The 25,195-nt window shown below is 37.0% G+C and carries 21 protein-coding genes, 1 pseudogene and 1 other annotated feature; of the genes and pseudogenes, 20 read left to right on the forward strand and 2 right to left on the reverse strand.

Annotated features, from left to right (window positions below; all coding sequences use genetic code 11):
- The first annotated feature begins 38 nt into the window (after positions 1-38).
- The 11 genes and pseudogenes from ACH0CI_RS18010 (at position 39) to thrS (ending at position 12,661) form a co-directional block, all read left to right on the forward strand.
- Positions 39-785, forward strand: a complete 747-nt coding sequence (locus ACH0CI_RS18010) for an MBL fold metallo-hydrolase (protein ID WP_028408511.1) — start codon at positions 39-41, stop codon at positions 783-785.
- 18 nt (positions 786-803) lie between these two features.
- Entirely contained in the window at positions 804-1,061 is a 258-nt protein-coding gene (locus tag ACH0CI_RS18015) for a SunI/YnzG family protein (RefSeq protein ID WP_335707901.1), read from the forward strand.
- Between the two features lie 39 nt (positions 1,062-1,100).
- A complete protein-coding gene (locus ACH0CI_RS18020; RefSeq protein ID WP_335707900.1) occupies positions 1,101-1,562 on the forward strand; it encodes a GNAT family N-acetyltransferase in 462 nt (153 codons plus the stop codon).
- A 190-nt stretch (positions 1,563-1,752) separates the two neighbouring features.
- Positions 1,753-2,925 (forward strand): iron-containing alcohol dehydrogenase, encoded by a 1,173-nt coding sequence (locus tag ACH0CI_RS18025; protein WP_335707899.1) that lies wholly within the window; start codon positions 1,753-1,755, stop codon positions 2,923-2,925.
- A gap of 178 nt (positions 2,926-3,103) precedes the next feature.
- Positions 3,104-4,309 carry an MFS transporter gene (locus ACH0CI_RS18030; RefSeq protein WP_406902000.1) on the forward strand — a complete coding sequence of 402 codons (1,206 nt, stop codon included), beginning with the start codon at positions 3,104-3,106 and terminating at the stop codon, positions 4,307-4,309.
- A 142-nt stretch (positions 4,310-4,451) separates the two neighbouring features.
- Positions 4,452-5,300, forward strand: a complete 849-nt coding sequence (locus tag ACH0CI_RS18035) for a helix-turn-helix domain-containing protein (RefSeq protein WP_335707897.1) — start codon at positions 4,452-4,454, stop codon at positions 5,298-5,300.
- Positions 5,301-5,429: 129 nt separating this feature from the next.
- Positions 5,430-6,014, forward strand: a complete 585-nt coding sequence (locus tag ACH0CI_RS18040; RefSeq protein ID WP_335707896.1) for an NAD(P)H-dependent oxidoreductase — start codon at positions 5,430-5,432, stop codon at positions 6,012-6,014.
- 311 nt (positions 6,015-6,325) lie between these two features.
- A complete protein-coding gene (locus ACH0CI_RS18045) occupies positions 6,326-7,588 on the forward strand; it encodes an ATP-grasp domain-containing protein (protein ID WP_335707895.1) in 1,263 nt (420 codons plus the stop codon).
- Between the two features lie 200 nt (positions 7,589-7,788).
- Positions 7,789-8,247, forward strand: coding sequence for a cell wall hydrolase (locus ACH0CI_RS18050; protein WP_033579000.1), 459 nt, complete (start codon positions 7,789-7,791; stop codon positions 8,245-8,247).
- A 506-nt stretch (positions 8,248-8,753) separates the two neighbouring features.
- A pseudogene (locus ACH0CI_RS18055) lies at positions 8,754-10,496 on the forward strand (sulfatase family protein).
- 665 nt (positions 10,497-11,161) lie between these two features.
- Positions 11,162-11,390 (forward strand) — a binding site (T-box leader).
- A gap of 53 nt (positions 11,391-11,443) precedes the next feature.
- A complete protein-coding gene (gene thrS, locus ACH0CI_RS18060) occupies positions 11,444-12,661 on the forward strand; it encodes a threonine--tRNA ligase (RefSeq protein ID WP_155008113.1) in 1,218 nt (405 codons plus the stop codon).
- Positions 12,662-12,832: 171 nt separating this feature from the next.
- On the opposite strand, the gene ACH0CI_RS18065 is transcribed toward thrS, so the two are convergent.
- Positions 12,833-13,036 (reverse strand): hypothetical protein, encoded by a 204-nt coding sequence (locus ACH0CI_RS18065; protein WP_240962068.1) that lies wholly within the window; start codon positions 13,034-13,036, stop codon positions 12,833-12,835.
- A gap of 386 nt (positions 13,037-13,422) precedes the next feature.
- Between ACH0CI_RS18065 and ACH0CI_RS18070 the strand changes: the two genes are divergently transcribed.
- On the forward strand, positions 13,423-14,823 hold the full coding sequence (locus ACH0CI_RS18070) for an amino acid permease (RefSeq protein WP_406902005.1): 1,401 nt from the start codon (positions 13,423-13,425) through the stop codon (positions 14,821-14,823).
- 66 nt (positions 14,824-14,889) lie between these two features.
- On the opposite strand, the gene ACH0CI_RS18075 is transcribed toward ACH0CI_RS18070, so the two are convergent.
- Positions 14,890-16,098 (reverse strand): MFS transporter, encoded by a 1,209-nt coding sequence (locus ACH0CI_RS18075; protein ID WP_274863909.1) that lies wholly within the window; start codon positions 16,096-16,098, stop codon positions 14,890-14,892.
- Between the two features lie 256 nt (positions 16,099-16,354).
- On the opposite strand from ACH0CI_RS18075, the gene ACH0CI_RS18080 reads away from it, so the two are divergent.
- The 8 genes from ACH0CI_RS18080 to ACH0CI_RS18115 all read left to right on the forward strand — a co-directional run bounded on the left by ACH0CI_RS18080 (position 16,355) and on the right by ACH0CI_RS18115 (position 25,195).
- Positions 16,355-16,816 carry a MarR family winged helix-turn-helix transcriptional regulator gene (locus ACH0CI_RS18080; protein ID WP_033579007.1) on the forward strand — a complete coding sequence of 154 codons (462 nt, stop codon included), beginning with the start codon at positions 16,355-16,357 and terminating at the stop codon, positions 16,814-16,816.
- Complete coding sequence (locus tag ACH0CI_RS18085) at positions 16,813-19,479, forward strand: MMPL family transporter (RefSeq protein ID WP_406902008.1); 2,667 nt, start codon at positions 16,813-16,815, stop codon at positions 19,477-19,479. Before ACH0CI_RS18080 ends, ACH0CI_RS18085 begins: the two co-directional genes overlap by 4 nt.
- A gap of 261 nt (positions 19,480-19,740) precedes the next feature.
- Positions 19,741-19,905, forward strand: coding sequence for a hypothetical protein (locus ACH0CI_RS18090; RefSeq protein WP_170836768.1), 165 nt, complete (start codon positions 19,741-19,743; stop codon positions 19,903-19,905).
- Positions 19,906-20,166: 261 nt separating this feature from the next.
- The gene (locus tag ACH0CI_RS18095; protein ID WP_071274445.1) at positions 20,167-21,153 is read left to right on the forward strand and encodes an SIS domain-containing protein; all 987 of its coding nucleotides are present in this window, start codon (positions 20,167-20,169) and stop codon (positions 21,151-21,153) included.
- 116 nt (positions 21,154-21,269) lie between these two features.
- A complete protein-coding gene (locus ACH0CI_RS18100; RefSeq protein ID WP_335708001.1) occupies positions 21,270-22,556 on the forward strand; it encodes an ABC transporter substrate-binding protein in 1,287 nt (428 codons plus the stop codon).
- Between the two features lie 15 nt (positions 22,557-22,571).
- Positions 22,572-23,453, forward strand: a complete 882-nt coding sequence (locus ACH0CI_RS18105; RefSeq protein ID WP_406902011.1) for a carbohydrate ABC transporter permease — start codon at positions 22,572-22,574, stop codon at positions 23,451-23,453.
- A complete protein-coding gene (locus ACH0CI_RS18110) occupies positions 23,453-24,337 on the forward strand; it encodes a carbohydrate ABC transporter permease (protein ID WP_071274436.1) in 885 nt (294 codons plus the stop codon). Before ACH0CI_RS18105 ends, ACH0CI_RS18110 begins: the two co-directional genes overlap by 1 nt.
- A 15-nt stretch (positions 24,338-24,352) precedes the next feature.
- Positions 24,353-25,195: a PfkB family carbohydrate kinase gene (locus ACH0CI_RS18115; RefSeq protein ID WP_406902013.1), complete on the forward strand. Its 843-nt coding sequence runs from the start codon at positions 24,353-24,355 to the stop codon at positions 25,193-25,195.

The following is a 25,195-nucleotide window of genomic DNA, read 5'->3' on the forward strand; positions in this document are numbered from 1 at the left end:
TGAAAATCTTTTTACTTTAATAAGAAAAGGGGAGTGCAATGAGAATTTCTGCAGGTGTTGAAATGCTACAGTTGACTGCCAGAGCTTTTGACCAAGATATAATATTAAATCCTACGTTAGTTTGGAATAACGATGAAGCTGTTCTAATTGATACAGGAATGCCTGGGCAAACCGATCAACTGAAAGAGGCCTTGGGTGAATTGAATATATCTATTGAACAGCTAAAAGCAATTCTTCTAACACACCAAGATCTAGATCATATAGGATGTGCGACTGATATACGAAAAAAATCAAATGAAAATATCATCGTACATGCTCATGAATTTGATAAGCCGTATATTGAAGGGAAACTTCCGCTTATTAAAACGAATGCGAGTAGAATGAGTAACGAAGAACTAGCAGCTATACCTGACGAAATAAAATATTTATATAAAAATCCTCCAAAAGTTGAGGTAGATACAGTATTCAAAGAAGATCAACTGCTTCCATACTGCGGAGGTATTGAAGTTATTTTCACTCCCGGACATACGCCTGGGCATGTTAGTTTTTATTTAAGAAAATCAAAAACACTGGTTGCTGGAGATGCTTTAGTATTTGCAAATGAACAACTAATGGGACCTGTTAAACAAACGACCTTAAATATGGACCAAGCAGTTCACTCACTGGAAAAATTCTTACACTACGACATTGAGCATGTTATTTGTTACCATGGAGGGTATTTTCAAGACTGTCCGAAAGAAGCAATTTTAAGGATAAAAGAACACTTTGCACAGGGAGAAAGTTAAGGGAAGGGGATGTATAAAATGTTTACACCAACTATCAGTGTCCGAAAAATAAATGATAATCTCATTATAAAATGGCAGCTTTCACACTTTACGATTCCGTTAGAAGACATTCTTGAAGTAACGGAAGATGACACGTACGGAGGCAAAGAAGTAAGCGCCATTCGAATTGGCCCTCCGTACGGAACGACTGACCGCATCTTTATAAAAACGACCAATAAAAACTATCTGTTATTTACCTCAAATGCATCGGCTATATTAAACGAAATAAATTCATAACGACCATTACTAAATACGAGATATATAGGAGAGAAAAAATTGAAGATTAGCCGTACTTTCGATGCTGATACAATTGTCAACCTTAATCAGTCTGTTCATCAACTGCATGTAGAATTATACCCCGAGCGCTTTCAAACATATGATTTTCAGAAGATACATGAATTTTTTAAGAACCTGATGAAAGACGATAGATTTATCTTTCTTTTAGGAGAAAACGAAGGTCAGCATGTGGGATTCGCTTGGCTGGAAATAAAGCAGTATTCAGAGACAGTGTTTAAAAAGACTTACAAGTCAATTTATGTTCATCAAATAAACATCGCAGAACCCTACAAAAACAAAGGGTTTGGTTCGAGTTTGATGAGAGAAATTTATAGCATTGCTCGTGAAAAAGAGATCACTACAATTGAGTTAGATTACTGGAGTGACAATACGATTGCCGAGAGCTTTTACGAAAAAGAAGGATTTGTTACGTATAGAAAAATGGCTTATAAAGAACTTTAAAGAGAGCATTTACTTGCTCTCTTTTTTATATCTAAGAAGCCATTTTCTTCATTTTAATTACTCAATAAAATAAAGTACGCGATTTGAGAACTTAACTCTTGAAAAATTTTTGTTTTACATTTATACTTACATTCTTGTTCGCGAAATGCGACAACTCACTTTATATTCAACTAGGAGGTATACAGATAGTATGGAAAATTTCATTTATCATAATCCCACAAAATTAATCTTCGGAAAAGATCAGCTTCAAGCATTATCAGAAGAGCTCCCGAAATACGGAAAAAATATTTTGCTTGTTTACGGCGGAGGAAGCATTAAGAAAAACGGTTTATACGATCAAGTTCTTACGCTGTTAAAAGAGTTAAACGTAAATATACATGAGTTAGCGGGCGTAGAGCCAAATCCTCGACTATCTACGGTACGAAAAGGAATTGAAATTTGCCGAAATGAAAACATTGACTTCATGCTAGCAGTCGGCGGTGGAAGCGTGATTGACTGCACAAAAGCAATCGCTGCCGGAGCTGAGTATGAAGGAGACGTTTGGGATATTATTAACAAAAAAGTAACGGCTACAAAAGCACTGCCGTTTGGAACAGTATTAACATTGGCAGCAACAGGTTCTGAAATGAATCCTGATTCTGTTATTACGAATTGGGAAACAAATGAAAAATACGTTTGGGGAAGTGCCGTTACGCATCCTATATTTTCGATATTAGATCCTGTAAACACGATGTCTGTTCCTAGAGATCAAACTATCTACGGCATGGTAGACATGATGAGCCATGTGTTCGAACAATATTTCCATAACGTGAAAAACACGCCTTTACAAGATCGTATGTGCTATTCTGTATTACAAACAGTAATTGAAACAGCACCGAAATTACTAGAAGATCTGCAAAGCTACGAGCACCGCGAAACGATTTTATATTCCGGAACAATCGCATTAAATGGAACACTTCAAATGGGCTACTTTGGCGATTGGGCTTCACATACAATTGAACACGCAGTATCAGCGGTATATGATATCCCTCATGCGGGTGGTTTAGCAATCTTATTCCCAAATTGGATGCGATACGTTGTAGATCAAGATGTAACGCGTATGAAGCGTGTAATGACAAGCATGTTTGATATTGATACTGCAGGTAAAAGCGACAAAGACATTGCATTAGAAGGAATCGATAAGCTGAGCGCTTTTTGGTCGAGTCTTGGTGCACCTTCTCGCTTAGCTGATTACGATATCGGAGAAGAGCGACTAGACGAAATTGCTGGAATTGCTGCTCGTGAAATGGAGCACGGAGGTTTCGGTAACTTTAAGAAACTAAATAAAGATGATATTTTAGCTATTTTAAAAGCATCACTATAAAGTGAAAAACAAAAAGAAGGAGACATAGATCTCCTTCTTTTTGTTTTATCTTATAAATGATTGGAACTTAAGTAGCGTATGGAGAAATTTTTTTCTAGGATTTCGGTTAATAATCTAAGAAAAACCTTTATAATTGAGTACAGAAAGAACGCTTTAGAGGATATAAGGGAGTGGGAAGATGAAAAAGTTTGCGCTAGCTTCATATGCGCTTTATTTGCTGGGCGGATTAGTCATTACATCCGTAGGGTCCGTCTTACCGCAATTGTTAACACATTATCATGTGTCCTATACAGTTGGCGGACAGCTTGTATTATTAGGTTCTTTAGGATTTTTGATAGGAGTTCCTCTATCTTCTTTTCTATTAGGACGCTTTAGAGAAATGAATTTACTTACAGTTTCTGCACTAATGATAGCGCTATCACAAATAGGTATGCTTTTATTGCCTCCATTTGAGTGGATTATCGCATTCAATTTTTTAAACGGTATTGGTGTAGCCGCATTGGAAGTAGTGGTAGCTACTTTAATGATGGAAGTATTTATTGGTAGAAGAGCTATTGTTATGAGTTATTTAGAAGTATCATTTGGTCTAGGTGCGCTGTTGATGCCGTTAGTAGCTAGCTTATTGATTTCACAGAACAGCTGGAGGTTTTCATTTTTTATAACGAGTGTACTAGCTTTACTAATGGTTGTGGTCTGTAGAATGATTCCTTTTAAAAAAGAGACTGTTTTAACTTCAGAAAGCGATGCTTCAGACGCCAACTCAGAACCTGCCCCTGTGCTTGCTAAAAATCAAAGATGGAAAATACTCGCTCTTTTTAGTGTAATGATTTTTATGTACGCGGGAGTGGAAAGCAGTATGAATAATTTTCTTTCGTCTATTTTTATCGCGTATCTAGATGTAATTCCGTCACAGGCTACTTTGAGCATAAGCGTTTTTTGGGTGGCTATGCTAATAGGACGAGTGGCTACTGGATGGATTATTCGAATCGTTACATACGAACGTTATCTTTTTGGCAGCATTGGAGGAACAATTGTGAGTTTAATGCTGTTTATTGTGTTAAAAGAAGCAGTAGCAGGCTATATTTTATTAGGATTTTTAGGGCTGGCAATGTCAGGTATCTATTCGATAACGATGGTATATGCTAACCATACGTTTACTGGATCTGCTCGTCTTGTAACAAGTTTAATTACTGGTTTTTCAGGGCTTGGAGGTGCTGTTTTCCCTGCGCTTATTGGCTTTACTATGGACGCAAGCGGCATTACCTCAGCGCTTTGGTACATAACAGCTTTTGCATGTTTATATCTTCTAGCGCTCTGTATCATTTTTTTCGTTCAGCGGGGTGCAAAACAGAAATCTAATAACCATTTACAGGCTATGAAATAAAGAGTTCGTCATAAAAGAAGTGAATCTATGGTTCACTTCTTTTTCTTTTTATTCTCTCTTTCGTTATAGTAATCAAAAAGGGTTCACATAAATTCAAACTAAAAAGTAAAAAATGGATATATCTATATAAAAGGAGCGCCATATGAAAGAAGTAAAGTTTAACTCAAAGGACGTTTTGAGTCAACAACAAGAAAATGTTCAAATTATAAAAGCAGAAAACGTGCAGCCTCAGCAAGCACGTGAAACGTTGGATAAACATTTGATTCTTCTTCACCGTACGGCAAAGCCTGTTGCGATTCAAGAAACAGTAGCAGACAGCTTTCATGGAGGAGTAGCGTTTAAAAATGATATTAACTTTATTCCTGCGGGAGCTGACAGCACTTGCGAGTGGAAAGAACCGTTATCTTTTTTACGTGTTGAGTTAAATCCTCAAATCGTTAAAGAAATAGCTGATAAAGAAAGCTTATCTTCTAGCCTTGATCTAAGCTATTACCTTAGAAATCAAGATCATAAAATGCAGCAGCTTCTTTTGTGGCTTAATGAAGAGGTCGAACATGGGAATCCTCAAGGAAAACTTTACATTGACTCAGTTACAAATTTAATTATTTATCACATTTTAAAACAGCATAACGATAGTCAATCCAATTTTCTTAGTAAGACGCCGGGACTTGAGCATCTAAAAATAGCGATGGAATACATGCAAGATCACTATGCTGAATCTATTACATTAGATGAGTTAACTCGTTTATCTAATTTAAGTTCCTCTCATTTCATTAACAGCTTTAAACAAACGCTAGGCGTAACGCCCCATCAATACTTGCTTAAGATTCGAATTGAAAGAGCAAAAGAAAAATTACAAAGCTCCAGTTTGCCGCTTAGTGAAATTGCTTATGAATTAGGCTTTACAGATCAAAGCCACTTCTCAAAGCATTTTAAAAAAATAACGGGAATGTCCCCGCTTAAGTGGAAACAAAATTTCATACAAAAATAACCGAATTTTGTACAAGAAAACGACTTAAATATCTCCTAAAATAAACGTGTAAAGGAATTTAAGAGGAGATGTTTAAGTGAAAATCATCTCCGTACTATAAAAATTATACACAGTATAGGAGAGATCATAATGAAAGTATTAGTAAATATATTTCACCCTAATTTAGCAGAATCTAACGTTAATAAAGCGTGGATGAAGCGATTAGAGAAGGAAGATGTCAAAGTTAATAATATCTATGAGCGCTATCCGAATTGGGAAATTGATGTAGAAAAAGAGCAAGAGCTTTTATTAAAGCATGACCGCATCGTTTTTCAATTTCCTTTTTACTGGTATAGTACGCCTCCGCTAATGAAGAAATGGTTGGACGATGTATTAACTTTCGGCTGGGCATACGGCACGAATGGCACCAAACTGCATGGAAAAGAATTTGTATTGGCAATTTCAGTAGGAGGTCCGCAAAAGTCATATAGAGCAGGAGGTTATAACAACTATACGATTAGTGAGTTAACAAAACCACTGCAACAAACGGCTAACTTAACGGGCATGAAGTTTCTTACTCACTTTGTTCAATATAATTCGGTTGTAGTTACCGAAAAAGAGGTTAGTGAAAGTGCGAAATGCTTAACTCAGCATATAACAGATCCCGCATTAAACCCAGACGTTGCATTAAAAAGAATACTAGATGAGATGGCTGAAAAAGATGTAACTTTATAAATGGTTACTATCTATTTTAATAAAAAACATAAAAAAGAAAGGTTGAACCTAGGTCGACCTTTCTTTTTTTATAAAAATTCTCATTAAATTTTTTCTAACCATATCTTTATAATTAAATAGCAAAATTTTTGCTTTTAGTTTTGCTTTAGTATTTACCCTATAAATTATTCTTTTCTTTACCTTTTACTAATATATCAAATATTCTATATATTCCTAATGTTATATAAAATTAAATTGACAAATATATGAAGCGGTCATTAGAATTTAGTCATCGAACAGTGAAGAACTGTTTAAAAGTAGGGGGGAAGTAAATGCTGTTACAAAATAAGCATCTAGCAGTTGTGTTACAAAATACATATTTACCGTTTATTTTTGAAGAAGCAGAAGCTCTCGGAATTAAAATGACATTTTTTTATAACCAAGAGGAAGCAGAACCTACACATCTTAAACACGTACAAAAATTTATACCCATTGATCTATTTCAAGCTCCGGAGAAAGCTCTTGAGGTTATTAAAACAGAGCATAACCAAAATTCGTTTGACGGTATTATGACAATATATGAACCGGCGTTAGAGTTTGTCGCTCAATTGGCAAAAGAACTAAACTTGCCGGGCTTATCACCGTTTGTGATTAGTAACTGTCGCAACAAACAGATGATGAGGAAGATTTTAAAAGATAGTAACCTTAATACTCCTTATTTTAAAGAGATTAAAAATGAAGAGGAAGTAAAGGATCTTTTATTAACCTATCCTGTTGTAATAAAACCTTCTAACGGATTTGCCAGTCAAGGAGTGTCAAGAGCGAATAATAAAGAGGAACTGATTGACAGTATAGAAAAAGTGAGACGCGTAAATGAAGAAGATCTAGGTAAGTTCACAAAAAATAAAACAGGTATCGTAATTGAACAATTTATAGACGGACCGGAGTTTGCTATTGAGACGTTTTCTGTAGAAGATAAAGTTTATGTACTTTCTATAGGCTACAAAGGAAATTCAAAAGGGCCTTTTTTTGAAGAAGGTGTTTATATAGCTCCAGCTCACCTGGAAGAAAACGTTTGGGAATCTATTTCGCAAGAAGCAGCTAAAGCAGCAACCGCTTTAGGGATTGAAAATGGCCCCGCTCATATTGAATTACGCTTGGACCCAGCAGGAAAACCTTATGTGATTGAAATAGGAGCGCGCATCGGAGGGTCTGGTATTTCACATTATATCGTAAAAGAAAGTACAGGTATTAACTATATGGAGCTAGTTTTTTACTATGTATTAGGTTTAAAACCTCCTGCATTAAAAGACAAAGGACAACAAAAGAAAGTAGTAGGCAACTACATTATTCCTGTACAAGGTCACGGAATTTTCAAAGAAATTCAAGGCGTAGAAGACGTGCATAGAGATAGTGAAGTAAAAAGAGTTATTCAGTTCATAACTAAAGGTACAGAAATTTTTCCGTATCCGCACTTTTCAGGGTACCCTGGATTTATTTTGACGACTCATGACTCTTACTCTGACTGTGAGCAGTATTACAGATACCTAGACTATAAAATAAAAGTTGTTTATGACAATAAAGTAAACGCATAGAGGTTATTAAAGGATAAACTGCAGAGTCGTCTGAAAAAAGCTGCTTTAAAACAGAAAGTTGAACGAATTAAAAAATAGTTAAAAAAATACGAGAATATACAATTTCTTTTGGAACTGGATAATTTTTTGCAATGAAAGACTCCTATATTTCTGCTAGCATATGAACCACGTCAAGAAATAGCAAGGAGGCTTTTATTTTTATGATGAAAAAACTAGTAATTGCTATCGCAATGCTTATCCCGAGTTTTGGTGCAGGTTACTCAGCATTTGCTGCAGCACCCGCTCATGAACAGCACATTCAAGTAAATAAAAATGATAAAGAACTATTAGCTCGTCTTGTATCAGCTGAAGCCAAAGGAGAGCCGTACGCAGGCAAAGTAGCCGTGGCAACAGTTGTATTAAATAGAGTCGACAGCAGCAAATTCCCTGACACTGTAAAAGGCGTTATTTATCAAAAAGGTCAGTACAGCCCAGTCAGCAACGGTCAAATTAATAAACCTGCAGACAAAGGTTCAAAAAAAGCTGTAGAAGAAGCAATTAACTTCCAAGGTCAAGGAAAAGGTTCATTATTCTTCTTTAATCCTGATAAAACGGGAGATCAATGGCTGCGCCAAAAACAAGAAACAATTAAAATAGGGCATCATGTATTTGCAAAATAATAAAAAAGCTAATGGCTAGCTACGTGCTGTCATTAGCTTTTTTAGTTATGTACATAGCATAAACAGTAGAACAACCTTCGAAATTAGAATTTTATGGTAAAATAAAAGAAGTCATTCGTAATTAAAAATATGAGGTGATAACTTGAAAGAGAATATGATGTTTGCTTGGATAGCTTCATGGTTAGCTCTTGTTGGTCAGCTCATTTTTTTATGGGAGTAGCGCTTGTTACAGGGGATTGGCGCTACATGATGTGGAGTTTTATGATAAGCATAATTGTAGATATACCTAGTATAATGGGTACTTATAAACGAAATCAGCAGCTAAAAGCATACAAAAAATAAGGAATATCGTATTGAAACGCGTTATGAAAGACTTAGAGAAATCCTCTAAGTCTTTTTTTGTTTGGGTATAAAAAGACATGAACCTTACTCCGTTCTTCTAAAAAAAGTACTTTTTAAATAGTTTATCAATACAGAACATTTGATAAACACGCGGAGGAGTAAACATGAAAGAGCAGCCTAATTTTTTGTTGATTATGGTGGACGAAGAACGATTTCCACCCGTATATGAAAGTAAAGAAGTAAAAAAGTGGCGAAAAAAACATTTAAAAGCACGTGAATTTTTAAAACAGCATGGAATGGGGTTTACTCGTCACTACGTCGGTTCTACAGCCTGTTCACCGAGTCGAGCTACATTGTTTACAGGGCAGTACCCTTCCTTGCACGGAGTGACCCAAACGCAAGGTATCGCAAAGAAGTCACAAGATCCTGATATGTTTTGGCTGCAGCCTAATACCGTCCCAACGATGGGAGATTATTTTAAGCAGGCTGGGTATCAAACCTTTTATAAAGGAAAATGGCATATTTCTGATGAGAACATCTTAATTCCAGGAACACATAATGTTTTTTCCAGCTACCAGATGCAAACAGGAATACCGGATCCGGAAAAAGAATGCCTCTATCAACGCGCTAATAAGCTTGAAAAGTTTGGTTTTTCAGGGTGGATTGGTCCAGAACCGGAAGGGAGAAACCCGCACAATTCTGGTTCATCTGCGGCCGTTGGAGTGAGCGGACGAGACGAAATATATACAGAGGAAATCATAGAGCTTATTCAACGATTAGAACATCAAGCGACTGAGCAGCCTTGGCTCATGGTAGCTTCGTTTGTGAACCCGCATGACATTGCGCTGTTTGGAGCGATTACCAAACACCTTCCTATGTTTCAGTTTTCTATTGATGAGACGATTCCGAACATCGATCCGCCGCCTACCATTAGAGAATCTTTACAAACAAAGCCTAGTGCTCAAAGCAGCTATAAATACATCTATCCAAAAGCGCTGTAGCCAACGCCAAATTCTAGTTTCTACCGGCGCTTATATTATCAGCTTCAAAAAAATGTTGACAAACAAATTTTGAAAGTCCTTCAGACTATAGAACAATCTTCGTTCTATGACAATACCATTATTATTTTCACGTCGGATCACGGTGATTTGCTGGGGGCTCACGGAGGACTACATCAAAAATGGTACAACATGTATGAAGAGTCGATTCACGTGCCGCTTCTCATTCATAACAAGCATTTGTTTCCTAGTTATCAACGTACAGGCGTGCTGACTAGTCACGTTGACTTGATCCCGACAATGCTTAGCTTGGCTAATATCGATGCTTCCGCTGTTCAAAAGCAATTGCAAAAAAGTCATACGGAAGTACATCCATTTGTTGGGCGAGACCTCTCAGGAACGTTGCGAGGAGAAACATCGCTCTATCAAGAAAAAGCACCGATTTTCTTTATGACGGATGATGACCCGACAAAAGGACTTCACCAAACAAATTTTTTAGGAGAAAGCTATCCGTCAGTCGTTCAGCCTAATCACATTCAAGCGGTCATTGTCGAGTTTCAATCAGCCGCAGGAAAGGAAATCTGGAAATACGCTCGATACCATGATAATCCGCAATTTCGGTCAGCACCTAACGAAAAAGATGAAGTCATCCACCGAGAGCAATATGAAAGTTACCCGGTAGATCTTACTAACCTTAAAGAAACATCGGTTCCGGATCAAATTGAAATGTACAATTTGACCAAGGATCCGTTAGAAACAGTAAATTTGGCTTACCCGTATTTTTCAACAAATGAAACAAGGAAAATTCAGCGGCAGCTTGATGTTATTCTTAAAGAACAACTCAGGAAAAAACGGATTTTTCCGCAAAGTGGAAGCATGTACCAGGAGCTTCCGTCTAAAGATAGATAGAAAATAGTTTCGACGAGTTCAAGCCTAATATTGGTGTAAGTAGAAAAAGGTATATTTAATATTTTAGTATATAAATAAAAAAACTGATGATACTTGTGCTATGTTACTTATTCTGATTTGAGCAGTACTGGATTTTAATTCGTTAATAATACTTAGATAAAGCAAATAAGTGCTTGTAATATCTTTCTTTTTTACCTTTATTTTTACACAATAAAGGTAAAAACAAAATAAAATGCAGGTGTTAATATTATAATGAAAAACTTTTTAAGCCCATATATTCCTAAGTAACTTTTCGGGAATTTAAGCATAAATTAATTCTATAATATTAAAAAATAAAAATTATTTCTTGACTTCTGTAAAATTTATACACTATAATCACTTTTAACAACTAACAAACATTATTTGGCAACGAAAAGGACATGAATTAGGTGCCGTTTTCTTCGCAGAGAATAGGGTCAGCGGCTGGGAGCCCTTAAGAAATCATCTAATTTACCACCTTAGAGCTATTGCAGGGAATGTGCATAACTGAAACTGCAATCGGTAAAACCGTTATCTTTTTTGAGCGTAAAATGCATACAGGTATTTTACGGAATTAGGGTGGTACCACGACCGCATTCGTCCCTTCACTAGGGATGAGTGCGGTTTTTTATGTAGAAAAAATGAATATACAAGCATTGAAAAGGACATGAATCATTTTTAGATTTTCTTTACAGAGAGTAGGGTCACTGGCTGAGAACCCTTAGAAAACGAAATGAATTTACCACCTTGGAGCTGCGGCGGGGAATGTGTATACACTGAAACTGCAACCGGTAAAACCGTTATCTTTTTAAGCGTAAAATACGTATAGGTATTTTACGGAATTAGGGTGGTACCACGGCCGCATTCGTCCCTTTACTAGGGATGAGTGCGGTTTTTTTGTTGAATAAAAACATATTGGAGGAATGAACATGTCAAAACAAATGGAAGCAGAAAAACGAAATCATCAAAAATTAGGTCAAGAACTGGAGCTGTTTATGTCGATGGAAGAAGCTCCTGGTATGCCGTTTTTCTTACCTAACGGAATGATTGTTCGAAATGAGTTAGAAAACTACTGGAAACAAAAGCATTACAAAGCAGGCTATCAAGAGATAAAAACTCCCATCATGATGAAACAGGAGCTATGGGAACAATCAGGGCATTGGGAGCACTATCATGAAAATATGTATTTTTCAAATGTTGACAAACAAAACTATGCGATTAAACCGATGAATTGTCCGGGAGCCATTTTATTGTTTAACAGCAAGCGAAGAAGCTATCGAGAACTTCCGATTCGATACGCAGAACTTGGATTGGTTCACCGTCACGAGCTTTCGGGCTCTTTAAACGGACTGCTAAGAGTCCGGTCATTCACACAGGACGACGCGCATTTATTCGTAGAACTCAGTCAGATCGAAGCTGAGATTAGCCGCATTCTAGCGTTTATCCATGACTTTTATTCACATTTTGGCTTTGATTACAAAGTGGAACTATCCACACGTCCTGAAAAATTTATGGGAGATATTGAAACATGGAATCAAGCGGAAAAGTCGCTTCAATCTGTGCTAAATGAAAAAGGATTAGACTACCAGGTGAATGAAGGAGACGGGGCTTTTTACGGGCCGAAAATCGATTTTCATATTTTAGACTCCTTAGGCCGCAGCTGGCAGTGCGGAACAGTTCAGCTTGATTTCTTAATGCCAGAGAAGTTTGACTGTATGTATATTGGAGAAGACAATAAACCGCATCGTCCTGTAATGATTCACCGCGCTATATACGGTTCCGTTGAACGTTTTATGGCCATCTTGATTGAACATTATGAAGGTCAATTTCCTCTTTGGTTAGCTCCAGTTCAATTTAAGCTTTTGCCTATTGCACCGCCGCATGTGGAATATGCGTACAAGGTGAAACACGAGCTGGAGTCACAAGGGTATCGTGTTGAAGTGGATGATCGTATTGAAAAAATAGGTCTGAAAATTAGAGAAGCCGAAATGCTCAAAGTTCCTTATATGGCCGTAATAGGAGATAAAGAAGTAGAAAATAAATCGCTTGCTATGCGAAAGCACGGGAAGAAAAACATTGGAACAGTAAGTGTTGAAGAGGCAGCTGTACACTTGAATAAAGAAATGGATTCAAACAGAGTTTATTGAGGCCATTTACCTTGCTAAATAGAAAAATCCGATTTTTTAAGTCGGATAGTGATTCCCTTCATCTTGTCTTACACCAAAATGAAGGGAATATTGAACTAGAAGGGTATAAGATATTATATATCGGCAGTATAACTTTTGCCTTAGACAAACGCCGGTATTTTGTGAAAAAAATTATCTTATCCCATTCGAATCGTTTGCATTTGATGGAGCTGAATCTTCATTTGACAATTTGTTCATAGGTTGCTGACCTCGCTTCTTTTTAGAAGGAGAATAAAAAAGAAATTTAAACATAAAGTACACTCCTAATGCTAGTAAAATACAGCCAATAAGTAAGTTAAGCATCTCTCTCCGCCCTTCATACGCTTCAGTTTTCATCATTATAACACCCGTTAAGGTAAAACATTCATCGTTCTGTAAATAATCCCTATGTCAGGAATTTATATTTGAAGATAGGTAGCGAAAAAACTATCTGGAAATGAATCGATTTATTTTTTAGAATATTAATTTTATTCAAACTTATTATACATAATCACAACGATGATTTCTTTATTTAGTTGATAAAGCCAAAATAGAGAGATTAAGAAATCGCTTACAAAAACTCTTGAAATATATATAATGATATTAGTATACTAATAGACAAGTTAGTAATTATTTCTATATAATTACTTCTGTATCTGAAGTAAAAACGCGTAGTCAAATAGGAAAAGACGTCATTTTTAAGTTTTTTAATGGATGAGTGGCAACAGAAAGGAGAGAGTGCAATGGGAAAACTATTTAAAAAGAAGTCAATCGAGCAATTATTAGAACAAAGTCAAAACAAATCTCTAGTCAAAACATTAGGGGCATTCGATTTGACTCTTCTTGGTATTGGAGCCGTAATAGGAACGGGGGTTTTAGTGTTAACAGGCTTAGTAGCTGCTAACGATGCGGGGCCAGCCGTTATTTTTTCTTTTATACTGGCTTCTATTGTATGCGGTTTTGCAGCGCTGTGCTATGCGGAATTTGCTTCAACTATACCTGTATCTGGGAGCGTTTACACCTATACATATGCAACCATCGGCGAAGTGGTAGCACACTTAATGGGATGGACATTGCTTTCCGTCTATTTATTAACGATGTCAGCAGTAGCAAATGGATGGTCTTCTTATTTTAATAATTTTTTAGAGGGCTTTGGTTTTTCACTCCCAAAAGAATTGATTACGATCCCTGCAAATGGAGGCCTGGTGAACCTTCCTGCTATTTGTATTACCCTTCTTATTACATGGCTGCTTTCAAAGGGAACTAAAGAAAGTAAAAAAGTGAATAATTTTATGGTGCTTGTTAAATTATTTATTATCCTTCTCTTTATTATTGTAGGGGCTTTTTATGTGAAGCCGTCTAATTGGACTCCTTTTATGCCTTATGGAATTGAAGGGGTTGTGACAGGGGGAGCGGCCGTATTTTTTGCTTTCTTAGGTTTTGATGCTTTATCTACATCAGCAGAAGAAGTAAAGAACCCGCAGCGCAATTTGCCAATTGGAATTATTAGTTCACTCGTAATCTGCACGATTATTTATGTAGCGGTATGCCTTGTTATGACAGGGGTTGTTTCTTACAAGGAACTGAATGTTCCAGAAGCAATGGCCTATGTTCTTCATTCAGTAGGACAAAATGCAGTGGCAGGAGTTATTGCTGCAGGAGCTGTCATTGGAATTATGGCTGTTATTTTCGCCTACATTTATGCAGCAACACGAATTTTATTCTCAATGAGCCGCGACGGCTTGCTACCAAAAGCATTTGCTAAAACAAATGAGAAAACGGGAGTTCCGACTCTCTCCACTTGGCTAGTAGGAATTATCGGAGCGTTAATTTCAGGATTTATCGATTTAAAAGAACTTGCGAATTTAGCAAATATCGGAGCTCTTTTAACTTTCGGTATGGTGGGCGTCAGCATTATCATCTTACGCAAAACGCACCCAACTTTAAAACGTGGGTTTACAATGCCGTTTGTCCCGGTTTTACCAATTTTATCTGTATTATCTTGTTTATTTTTAATGATTAATCTTCCTAAAACAACGTGGCTATATTTTAGCATATGGATTGTGCTTGGTATATTTGTGTATATAGGTTATTCTCGTAAACACAGTCGATTAACAAGTAAAGAAATGAAAAAAGCGAGTTAGAAGCAAAAAAAGAGCCTTTCATCCAAGAAAGGCTCTTTTTTTGCTTTTTGTTCAGTTGTTAGACAGTTAGGACGATTGTTCACTATGTTTTTTGCGTGTTTCCACAATAAACAGACAAGTGCTAATAACAAAAGCCGTTCCTACAAAAATGGCGCCAACCCAAGGAAGTGAAGTAAGTCCCATATGGTTAATAATTACGCCTCCGAAAAAGGCGCCAAAAGCATTTCCTAAGTTAGCAAATGAGTGATTCGAAGTAGAAGCTAAAGCAGGTGCTTCCTGTGCTAAGTTCATAATTTTCACTTGAATACCAGGCATTACAGCAAATGCTGCTGCTCCCCAGAAAAACAGCGTGATAATCGCTGCTGTTGGGCTTTTGACAGTAAACGTAAAAATAGTCAGCACAATACAAAGAAAAGCAAAGATACCTACAACCGAAGGCATTAACTTCCAATCTGCAAGCTTTCCTCCAACAACATTTCCAAGCGTAACGCCGCATCCGTACAATACAAGTATCCACGTAACGCTGTGTTCACTTACTCCCGTAACGTCTTCAAGAAGCGGTGTAATGTACGTAAATACAGTAAATAAACTACCGCACCCTATTGCACTTAAAAGAAGCATCACAAGAAGTTTTGGTTGGCTAAAAGCAGCAAACTGCTGTTTTAGACCCGTTAATTTTTCTTGACCAAGCTTTGGGATAAACAGAATAATACCGATAAATGCAATGATTCCCATAATGGTAATAGCCCCAAACGAAGCTCTCCAACCTAAGTGTTGGCCAATAAATGTTCCTACAGGAACGCCGATGATATTTGCAATGGTTAAACCTGCCATCATCGTTGCAACAGCACTTGCTCGCTTGTGCGGTTGTACGAGCCGTGAAGCAATAACAGCGCCTACTCCAAAGAAAGTACCGTGACATAACGCCGTAACTAAACGAGCTCCCATCAAAATTCCATAGTTAGGTGCAATAATAGCAATCGCATTTCCGAGAATAAATAAAAGCATGAGTAAACAAAGCAGAAGCTTTTGAGGAAGTCGATGAGTGAAAATGGTTAAAATTGGCGCGCCAATCGCTACTCCTAAAGCATAGCTCGTAATTAGCTGACCAGCAGTCGAAATGCTAACATGAAGGTCTTCTGCAACGTTAGGCAGTATCCCCATAATAACGAATTCCGTCATTCCAATAGCAAAAGCTCCAAGAGTCAACGAGATAAGAGCAATTGGAAAGGAATCCTTCTTACTGACCTGCTCATTAGTATGCATTGTATTCATGTGTGATCACCCTTTCTGTGTATAAAATTTATATCTCCTTGAAAAGAAGTCAATTACTAATAATACTTAAGTAATTGAGCTTTGACAACCAAAAAAGCTGATGTAAGCGGTATCTTTTGGGATTCCGTTTATCTTTATCATAATATGAAGACAGTCCGACATAAATTTATTGACAGAATAAAGTTTAGTCCTATAAACTATTTTTAAAGTTGAATAGTTTATACCTATAAACTAAATGAGCAAAGGAGGGAAAGAAGTGACGAAAAGCAAGCTATATCAAGCTGTAGAACTTTTTGAGGAAGTGCTGTTTGTAGGAACAGAAGTCATTCACAGAGAGCTGAGCCATAACCTCTTCGAACATGTCTCAAGGCAGCAGTTTGATTTGTTAAATAGTTTAATGATTAAAGGTCCATCTTCACCTGGTAGTCTCGCTGTCTTGCAAGGTGTTCATAAAAGTGCCATTTCGAATCGAATTAAAAAACTGCTCGAAAAAGGGCTTGTGGAGTGGGACACTAATGAACTAGAGAGCGATAAACGTTCTAAGCTTATTAAGATTACGGCTGAAGGAGAAAAGGTAATACATGACGGAAATGCCGCGTGTTTTAGTATCATTGAGAATTTGTTTGATGATGTAGAAGAAGAAAAAATAGATACATTTATTGAAATTCTTACAATGGCAAAAGAAAAGTTAACTATAAAAGGGGAAAGCAAAAAATGAAATTTATTGTGAAATTTAAATGGGTGATTGCGGCCTTTATTTTAGCTTTAACGGTCATATTGATGCTAACGGCACCCAATTTAACAAAGCTCGCAAGTGAAAAAGGACAGTCTCAGCTTCCTGATGATGCCGTTTCATCTAGAGCCAGCCAAATTCTCAAAAATGCCGGGGAAGACAGTAACACCATCAGCATGGTGATCAAGCTAGATAACGCATTAGATAAAGATAGTGAGAAACAGATACAGAAAATCATTGATAAGACAGAGAAAATTAAAGGTGTAAAAGATGTTACAACGCCTTTAACAGATGATCAAGATGTTCGTAATCAATTAATGTCTAAAGACAAAAAAACCGTTTTAGTTCCGGTTACTGTCAGTGGATCGGATGAAAAAGTTGAAAAAATAGCGAATCAGATTTATGACAACGTGCCAAAAGACGTTACGGTATATGTAACAGGTGCATCTCTTATTAATCAGGATTTTGCACACAGTTCAGAAGAAGGGTTAAAGAAAACCGAGTTTATTACTATCTTCTTGATTTTAGGTTTGCTTCTACTCGTTTTCCGTTCAGTCGTGACGCCGTTTATTCCTATTTTAATTGTGGGAATCACATACTTAATCAGTCAATCGTTACTAGGTATTTTAGTTAAAAATGTCGATTTTCCAATCTCAACGTTCACGCAAACGTTCTTAGTAGCTATTTTGTTTGGAATAGGTACGGATTACTGCATTCTTTTACTTAACCGTTTCCGTGAAGAATTGGCTAACGGACATGATAAAGTAGAAGCCACGATCACGGCTTACCGTACAGCAGGAAGAACGTTATTCATCAGCGGAATTGCCGTATTTATTGGTTTTGCAGCCATCGGATTTGCCAAGTTTGCTATTTTCCAATCGGCCGTTGGCGTAGCAGTGGGAGTTGGTGTGCTGCTAGTGATTTTATTTACCTTGCTGCCACTTTTTATGGTTACGCTTGGAGAAAAATTATTTTGGCCGTCTAAAAAAGTGGCTTCTCATAGCGATAATAAGCTGTGGGGGTTTTTAGGAAGAAAGGCAGTGGCGCGACCGTTCGTATTTTTAGTCATTACAGCGATTATTACCGTGCCCTTTATTGTAACGTATGACTCAAAAGTATCGTTTGATTCTACTGCTGAAATAAGCAGTGATTATAAATCTATAAAAGGACTAAATGCTATCAGTGACGCACTGGGAGAAGGAAAAGCATTTCCTGTCAATGTTATTATTAAAGGAGATAAAGAGTTAACAGAGGCGGATGTTATTCCGTATTTAGGAAATATAAGCAAAGCAATTGAAAAAGTGGATCACGTGGATTCTGTTATGACGATCACACAGCCTACCGGAGAAAAGATTGATGATTTATATGTTAATTCACAGCTGGGCTCTGTATCAGACGGAATCAAAGATGCTGTTAAAGGAATCGGAGATGTACAAAAAGGATTAAGTGATATTGAAAAAGGGCTAAATCAAATAGCTGACCAAACGGGTTCTGCTTCTAAAGAATCTGGCGGGTCACTTGCACCTGCCGCAGACGGATTAGCTCAAGTTAATCAACAGCTGCAGCTTGTCAGCGCTCAGCTCTCTACAACAGGAAATGTGCAGCAAGCGGTTCCTCAGCTTGTTGCAATCAGCAAACAGCTTACTACCATTCAAACCGGTCTTCAACAAGCAAATGAGAATCTTTCAGCTCAGCAAGGCCAAGTAGGAACGCTATCAGACAGTGTCAATCAATTAGCAGAAGGTGTTGACAGTGCAAATGATGGGCTAACGAAAATCTCAGATGGCTTAACAAAAGCAACAGGTATGCTTGATAACATGAGTGACAGCTCAACAGTTAGAGATACGGGTATTTATCTTCCAACAGAAGTGATGAAAGATAAAGGGTTTAAACAATCCATCGACAACTATTCTTTTGCAGATGGAAAAGGAGTTAAGCTCAGCGTAGTGCTCGATCAAAATCCATATTCTGAGGAAGCCATTTCAACCGTAAAAAATATTGAAAAAGCGGTGGCAAGCGAAGTCGTTGATACGCCGTTTGAGCATACAGAAATTGTGTATGGAGGGGTATCGAGCTCAAATGCGGATTTAAAAGATTTATCTACAACGGATCTTTCACGCACAATGGTTATTATGATGATTGGATTGTTTATTGTTTTGACCATTTTATTCCGTTCAATGACCATGCCTGTATACATGATTGCTTCACTGTTGCTTACGTATTATACAGCAATGGGAATCTCAGAGCTTCTATTCGTGGATATAATGGGGAATGACGGAATCAGCTGGGCCGTGCCATTCTTTAGTTTTGTTATTTTAGTTGCTCTTGGAATTGACTATTCTATTTTCTTGTTAGACCGTTTTAACGAAGAAGTGAAAAGCGGCGTAGCAGAAGGCATGGTTACGTCTATGAGTAAGATGGGGTCGGTTATTATTACTGCCGCTATTATCCTAGCCGGAACGTTTGGGGCTATGATGCCATCAGGTGTATTAACGCTTGTTCATGTAGCAACAGTTGTTATCATCGGTCTTTTACTTTATGGCCTTGTTATTCTTCCGCTTCTTATGCCAGCGATTGTCGTGACGCTTGGAGAAGGAAACTGGTGGCCGTTTCTTCGAAAAAAAGAAAAATACAAAGTAGAAGAATAACTTATATATGCTAATTGTATCAAAATCAGCTATTTGTTAGGAAGTAGTGATAGACGCTTAGATAGCGTTAAACATTATATACGATAAAATGAAGGATAGATGAGCGTCATAAGACTGCTCTATCTATCCTTTTTGTATTATTGGAAAACTCGATTATAGTTTAAAAGCACAATCAAGCAGGTGCTTTTATAAATACATCTAGGCGAATAAAAGACCTCTCATTAGGAAAACCTATAGTCAAAAACATGAGGGAGGTTTTTTATGAAATTTGCAAATTTTTTCGCTAGTCAGCGAGACAAACGACGGGAACAAATCCGCGAAGCAGGAACATGTCCAGATTGCTTAGGGAAACGATTTCACCATATTGGGCTTTATTTTGTGCACGTTTATGAGTGTCCGAGCTGTCAAGGCAAAGAAGATATGTAATAAAATCTTCAGAAGTAAGCCAAAGGCAGTCTCTATGCAGATTATGATGTGAAACCTTCTTATTTTAGAGAAGGTTTTTATTTTTTTGGAGGAAATAAGAAAAAAGAGATTTGTAGCTTGCCGTACTATATTTCTACAAATATAGATAAAAAGTTAAATATTCTGATAAATATATTGACTAGTTAACGTTTGCAGTTTAATATAACAATATATAACATTACATAATGTTGTATATCATATTTTATTTGAGGAGTGGGGAAAATGAGCAAAACAGTAGTGAATGTAAAAAGTGATGTGCAAGCCGTATTAAACGAATTAAAAAGCAAGCAAATTCGTAATGTGTTTTTCGTCGCATGTGGAGGATCTTCTGCGATCATGTATCCAGCTAAATATGTACTAGATCGAGAAGCTCAACATATTACATCCGATTTGTATAGCTCAAACGAATTTATCCACCGCAATCCGCAGCAGCTAGGAAAAGACTCCTTAGTTATTTTATGTTCCATGTCAGGAACAACTCCTGAGACTACAGAAGCAGCTAAGTTCGCTAAAAGCAAAGGGGCTTATGCTGTAGCCTTAACAAATGAACCTACTTCACCTTTAGCACACAGCGCAGATATTTTTATTAAGTATGAGTGGGGCAATGATATCGATGCTTTTGAAACAAACTTAGGCGTTTTATATCAGCTTGTATTTGGTCTTTTATACGTAGCAGAAAATAACGACAAATTTGGAAAGTTAGTTACTAGCTTAGAAAATTTACAGTCTGTTTATGAAAAAGCTCTTGAATACGAAGCGAGCAATGCGAGAAAATTCGCCGAATCACATAAGTCTGAACCGGTTATTTATACAATGGCCAGCGGTTCAAACTATGGAGCAGCATATTCATTCAGCATCTGTATCTTGATGGAAATGCAGTGGATTCATTCTCACGCTATTCACGCCGGAGAGTATTTTCACGGTCCATTTGAAATTATTGATGAAAACGTACCTTTTATCATCCTAGCTGGACTAGATGAAACAAGACCTTTAGAAGAACGTGCTTTATCATTCTCTAAACGATACGGCAAGAAGTTAACTGTTCTAGATGCAAAGGCATATGACTTCAAAGGAATTGATAAAGACGTGCAAGGGTATATTGCTCCTCTTGTATTAAACCGTGTACTGCGTCAATATGCCGAAGAACTAGCTGAAGCACGCAATCATCCTTTAAGTAAAAGACGCTACATGTGGAAAGTAGAATATTAATAATCTCCTAATAAAGATAGAAATCTGTATATTTTCCTTACGAGTTATACTATAATGTTATAAAACATTATAGTATAACTTGAATATGAAAACACTTACAATAAGGGGGTTTCTATATGAAAAAGACAAATTTAATCTTAGCCTCACTTTTAAGTTGTTCTTTAATGCTCGGGGGGTGTGCTGGAAAACAAACGTCTTCAGACTCAGACACAGGAAAGACAACATTAACATTCTTTCACAGATGGCCAAAAGAACCTGAAAAAAGCTACTTTGAAGAAGTTGTAAAAGAATTTGAGAAAAAGCACCCTGATATTGATATCAAAACGGAAGCGGTCTTAAACGATTCGTATAAAGACAAAATTAAAGTTATGACAGGCACTAATACCCCTCCTGATGTTTACTTTTCTTGGAGCGATGAGTTTGCTAGACAATTTGTCAGAGGAAACAAAGCCTTAGATTTAACCTCTTATTATAAGAAGGATTCAGCGTGGTCTTCCACTCTTGTTCAATCACAAATTAAACCATATACCGTTAATAATAAAATTTATGGTGTTCCTGTTACAATGGATGGAAAAATGTTTTTTTACAACAAAGATATCTTCAATAAATTAGGATTAAAAGCACCTACAAATTGGAACGAGCTACTAAATGTTTTAAGCGTGTTAAAAAAGAAGCATTATACAGCTTTAGAGTTTGGAAGCCAGGATACGTGGACCATTTCTCACTACGTAGGAACCTTAAACCAGCGCATGGTAAAGCCTGACGTTCTTTCAAAAGACTATAACTCAAAAACTGGGACATTCACGGATAAAGGCTATGTAAAAGCTCTAGAAAAATTAGAAGAATTAGTTCCTTACTTTAATAAAAACACAAATTCGATTGATCATGAATATGCAAGACAACAATTTTCAAATGGAAAAGCAGCTATGTTTTATGCTGAAACCGCTGAAATTAAGCTTTTTGGTCCAACGAAATTTAAGATTGGCATGTTTAATTTTCCTAAAGTGGAGGACGGAAAAGGAAACGCTACTAATTTAACTGGATCACCTGAAGGGTTTATGATTTCTTCTAAAACAAAGCATCCAAAAGAAGCGATGGAATTTCTTGAATTTTTAACATCAAAGCAAATGGGTGAAAAGCTAGTAAAAGAAGTAGGGAAATACAGTGCAGTAAATGATACGGCTAACAGCAGTAATTCAACCCCGGAGCAATTAGAAGCAGTAGATAATATTTTACAAGCCAAAGAGATGGCTCCATGGTTTGATATGGCAATCGATGCTCGAATTGCAGATGCTTATTTAACAGGCGCTCAGCTTATGCTAAATGGTGATAAAACACCTAAAGAAGTAATGAAAGATGTACAAAAAGCGGCAGCGAGTGTTCGTGCTGAATCTAAAAAGTAAGGAAGTGAAAAAGCAATGTTAAAACGCAATAAGCTAACCCCTTATTTATATCTTCTTCCTGCATTTGCTTTTTTGCTACTTGTGTACATCCCTATTTTTCGGAATATTCGGGATAGTCTTTATGAGTGGAGCACATTTTCACCAGACAAGGTTTTTGTAGGAATAGATAATTATGTGCACTTATTTAAAGACCCTGTCTTTTATCAAGCACTGAAAAATAATATTCTTTATGCGGTCATTTCAATTGTTTTTCAAGTGGGTGGAGGTCTGATTGTGGCTGCCGTTTTAGAAGATAAACTTATTCGAAAGTTTTCTCCTTTTTTTCGAACGGTTTATTTTTTACCAGTAGTCGTTTCGATGACCGTTATCGCTTTGTTGTTCACTTTTTTTTACAACCCTGAAGTAGGGCTTTTAAATCAAGTGCTCAAAATGATCGGATTAGATTCGTTGGCAAAACCTTGGCTAGGAGACAGTGATACAGCTATTTATGCAGTTATTGCTGTATCTCAGTGGCAGTCTATCGGCTATATTGCCATGCTATATATTGTAGCGATACAAAAAATCTCACCTGAACTGTATGAAGCAGCTGAAATAGACGGCGCTAATAAGTTTAAAATGTTCTTTCATATTACTGTACCGCAAACTAAAGAAATGACATTTGTAGCTGTTATTTTAACACTCACTGGTGCTTTTACAGTATTTAATGAACCTTATATTTTAACTGGAGGCGGACCGGGTACATCATCTGAAGTCCTAAGTACGTATTTATACAAAACAGCCTTTTCGAAAGATATGATGGGCTACGCTTCTTCAATTGCTACTGTCATTTTAATTATTACGCTGTTGATCTCTCTTGTTCAAATGAAAGCATTTAAAACAGGAAAGGAAGACGCTTGATGCAGATGCCTAAAACAAATGTCACCTTACCTAATGTTGTCAATACAGCCGCTAAAGAAAGAAAAAAGAAGAGGTACACAGGTGTAACGATAGTATATATCGGACTGATTGTCTATTTTATCGTCATTGCGTATCCTTTGCTTTGGATGATTATAAGTTCTTTTAAAAGCACGGATGAAATCTTTACTCACAGCTGGTCTATGCCGCATACTTGGCTAATTGAAAATTACGTGACCGCGTGGAAAAGCGGAATATCTTCTTACTTTTTAAACAGTGTGATCGTTACGGGCGCGTCTTGTTTTTTGACGGTTCTGGTCAGTGCGTTAGGAGCTTATGGACTATCACGCTTTGAGTTTCAAGGAAAAGCTTTTGTCCTTATTATATGTCTGGGAGGGCTTATGCTTTCTCCTCAGGTAAGTTTAATTCCTTTGTATAGCATTATTCAAAAACTTGGAATCTATAATACACACTTGGCGCTGATTCTGCCTTATGTTGCTTATCGAATTCCTTTAACCATTTTGTTAATTCGAGCTTATTTTCTTTCGATTCCAAAAGAACTGGAGGAAGCAGCTCGGTTAGATGGATGTACAAGCTTGGGGATTTTATTTCGGATTTTTATTCCAATGAGCACCCCCATTTTATTAACAACGACAATTTTGACAGCTTACTACACATGGAATGAATTTATGTTTGCCATTATCTTTATCGACGACGACAGTTTGCGTACAATCCCAGCAGGGTTAATGCAATTTAGAGACGCTTTGCAAACAGATTGGGGAGTATTACTAGCTGGACTGACCATTTCAGCAGCACCGATTGTTATGTTGTTTTTATTTATGCAAAAATATTTTATCCGTGGCATTGCTAACGGAAGTGTTAAATAATAGGAGGATAAGCAGATGAAACTAATTGGAGTAGGGGATAATGTAGTAGATTACTATAAAGATCAAGGAAAGATCTATCCAGGCGGCAACGCGCTAAATGTGGCCGTATTTTATAATAGATTGAGCAATCAACAGTCTTCCTATATGGGAATCGTGGGGAATGACGAATCGGCAGAGCATGTAGTAAATACTCTGCAGCAAGAAAAGATGGATATTAGCAGAGTAAGAAGAGCTGTAGGAGAGAATGGAATGGCGGTTGTAACACTTGACGAACAAGGTGATCGAATTTTTGTAGGATCAAATAAAGGGGGCGTTCAATCTAGATTAAAACTAATGCTAAACGAATCGGATTTAGCCTATATTTGTCAGCACGATCTTCTTCATACGAGCGTTTTTAGTCATTTAGAATCTGACCTTCCGTTGCTACATAAAATCATTGATATTTCCTTTGATTTTTCTACGAGATACGATGAGGAATATTTACAGCAAGTATGTCCATATATCAGCTATGCATTCTTCTCAGGAAGCAGCCTGCCAGAAGAAGAGTGTATGAATTTAATAAAGCGAGTACACTTGTTAGGAACCAGTGTCGTATGCGTGACAAGAGGAGAAGAGGGAGCTTTATTATCAGTCGAAAATCAGTTATTTAAACAGCCTATAATTCCTACAAATGTAGTAGATACGCTTGGGGCTGGAGATTCTTTTATAGCTGGTTTTCTTTCTTCTTATCTACCAGAAAAAAACGTAGCCCAAGCCCTCCATAATGGATCATTGGTGGCATCACAAACTTGTCAAAATTACGGAGCATTTGGATATGGAAAAGAATATCATACAGACTGTGCGATGGTTTTAAAGTGA

The sequence above is a fragment of the Priestia sp. 179-F W1.4 NHS genome, assembly GCF_045369295.1.
GTDB lineage: Bacteria > Bacillota > Bacilli > Bacillales > Bacillaceae_H > Priestia > Priestia zanthoxyli.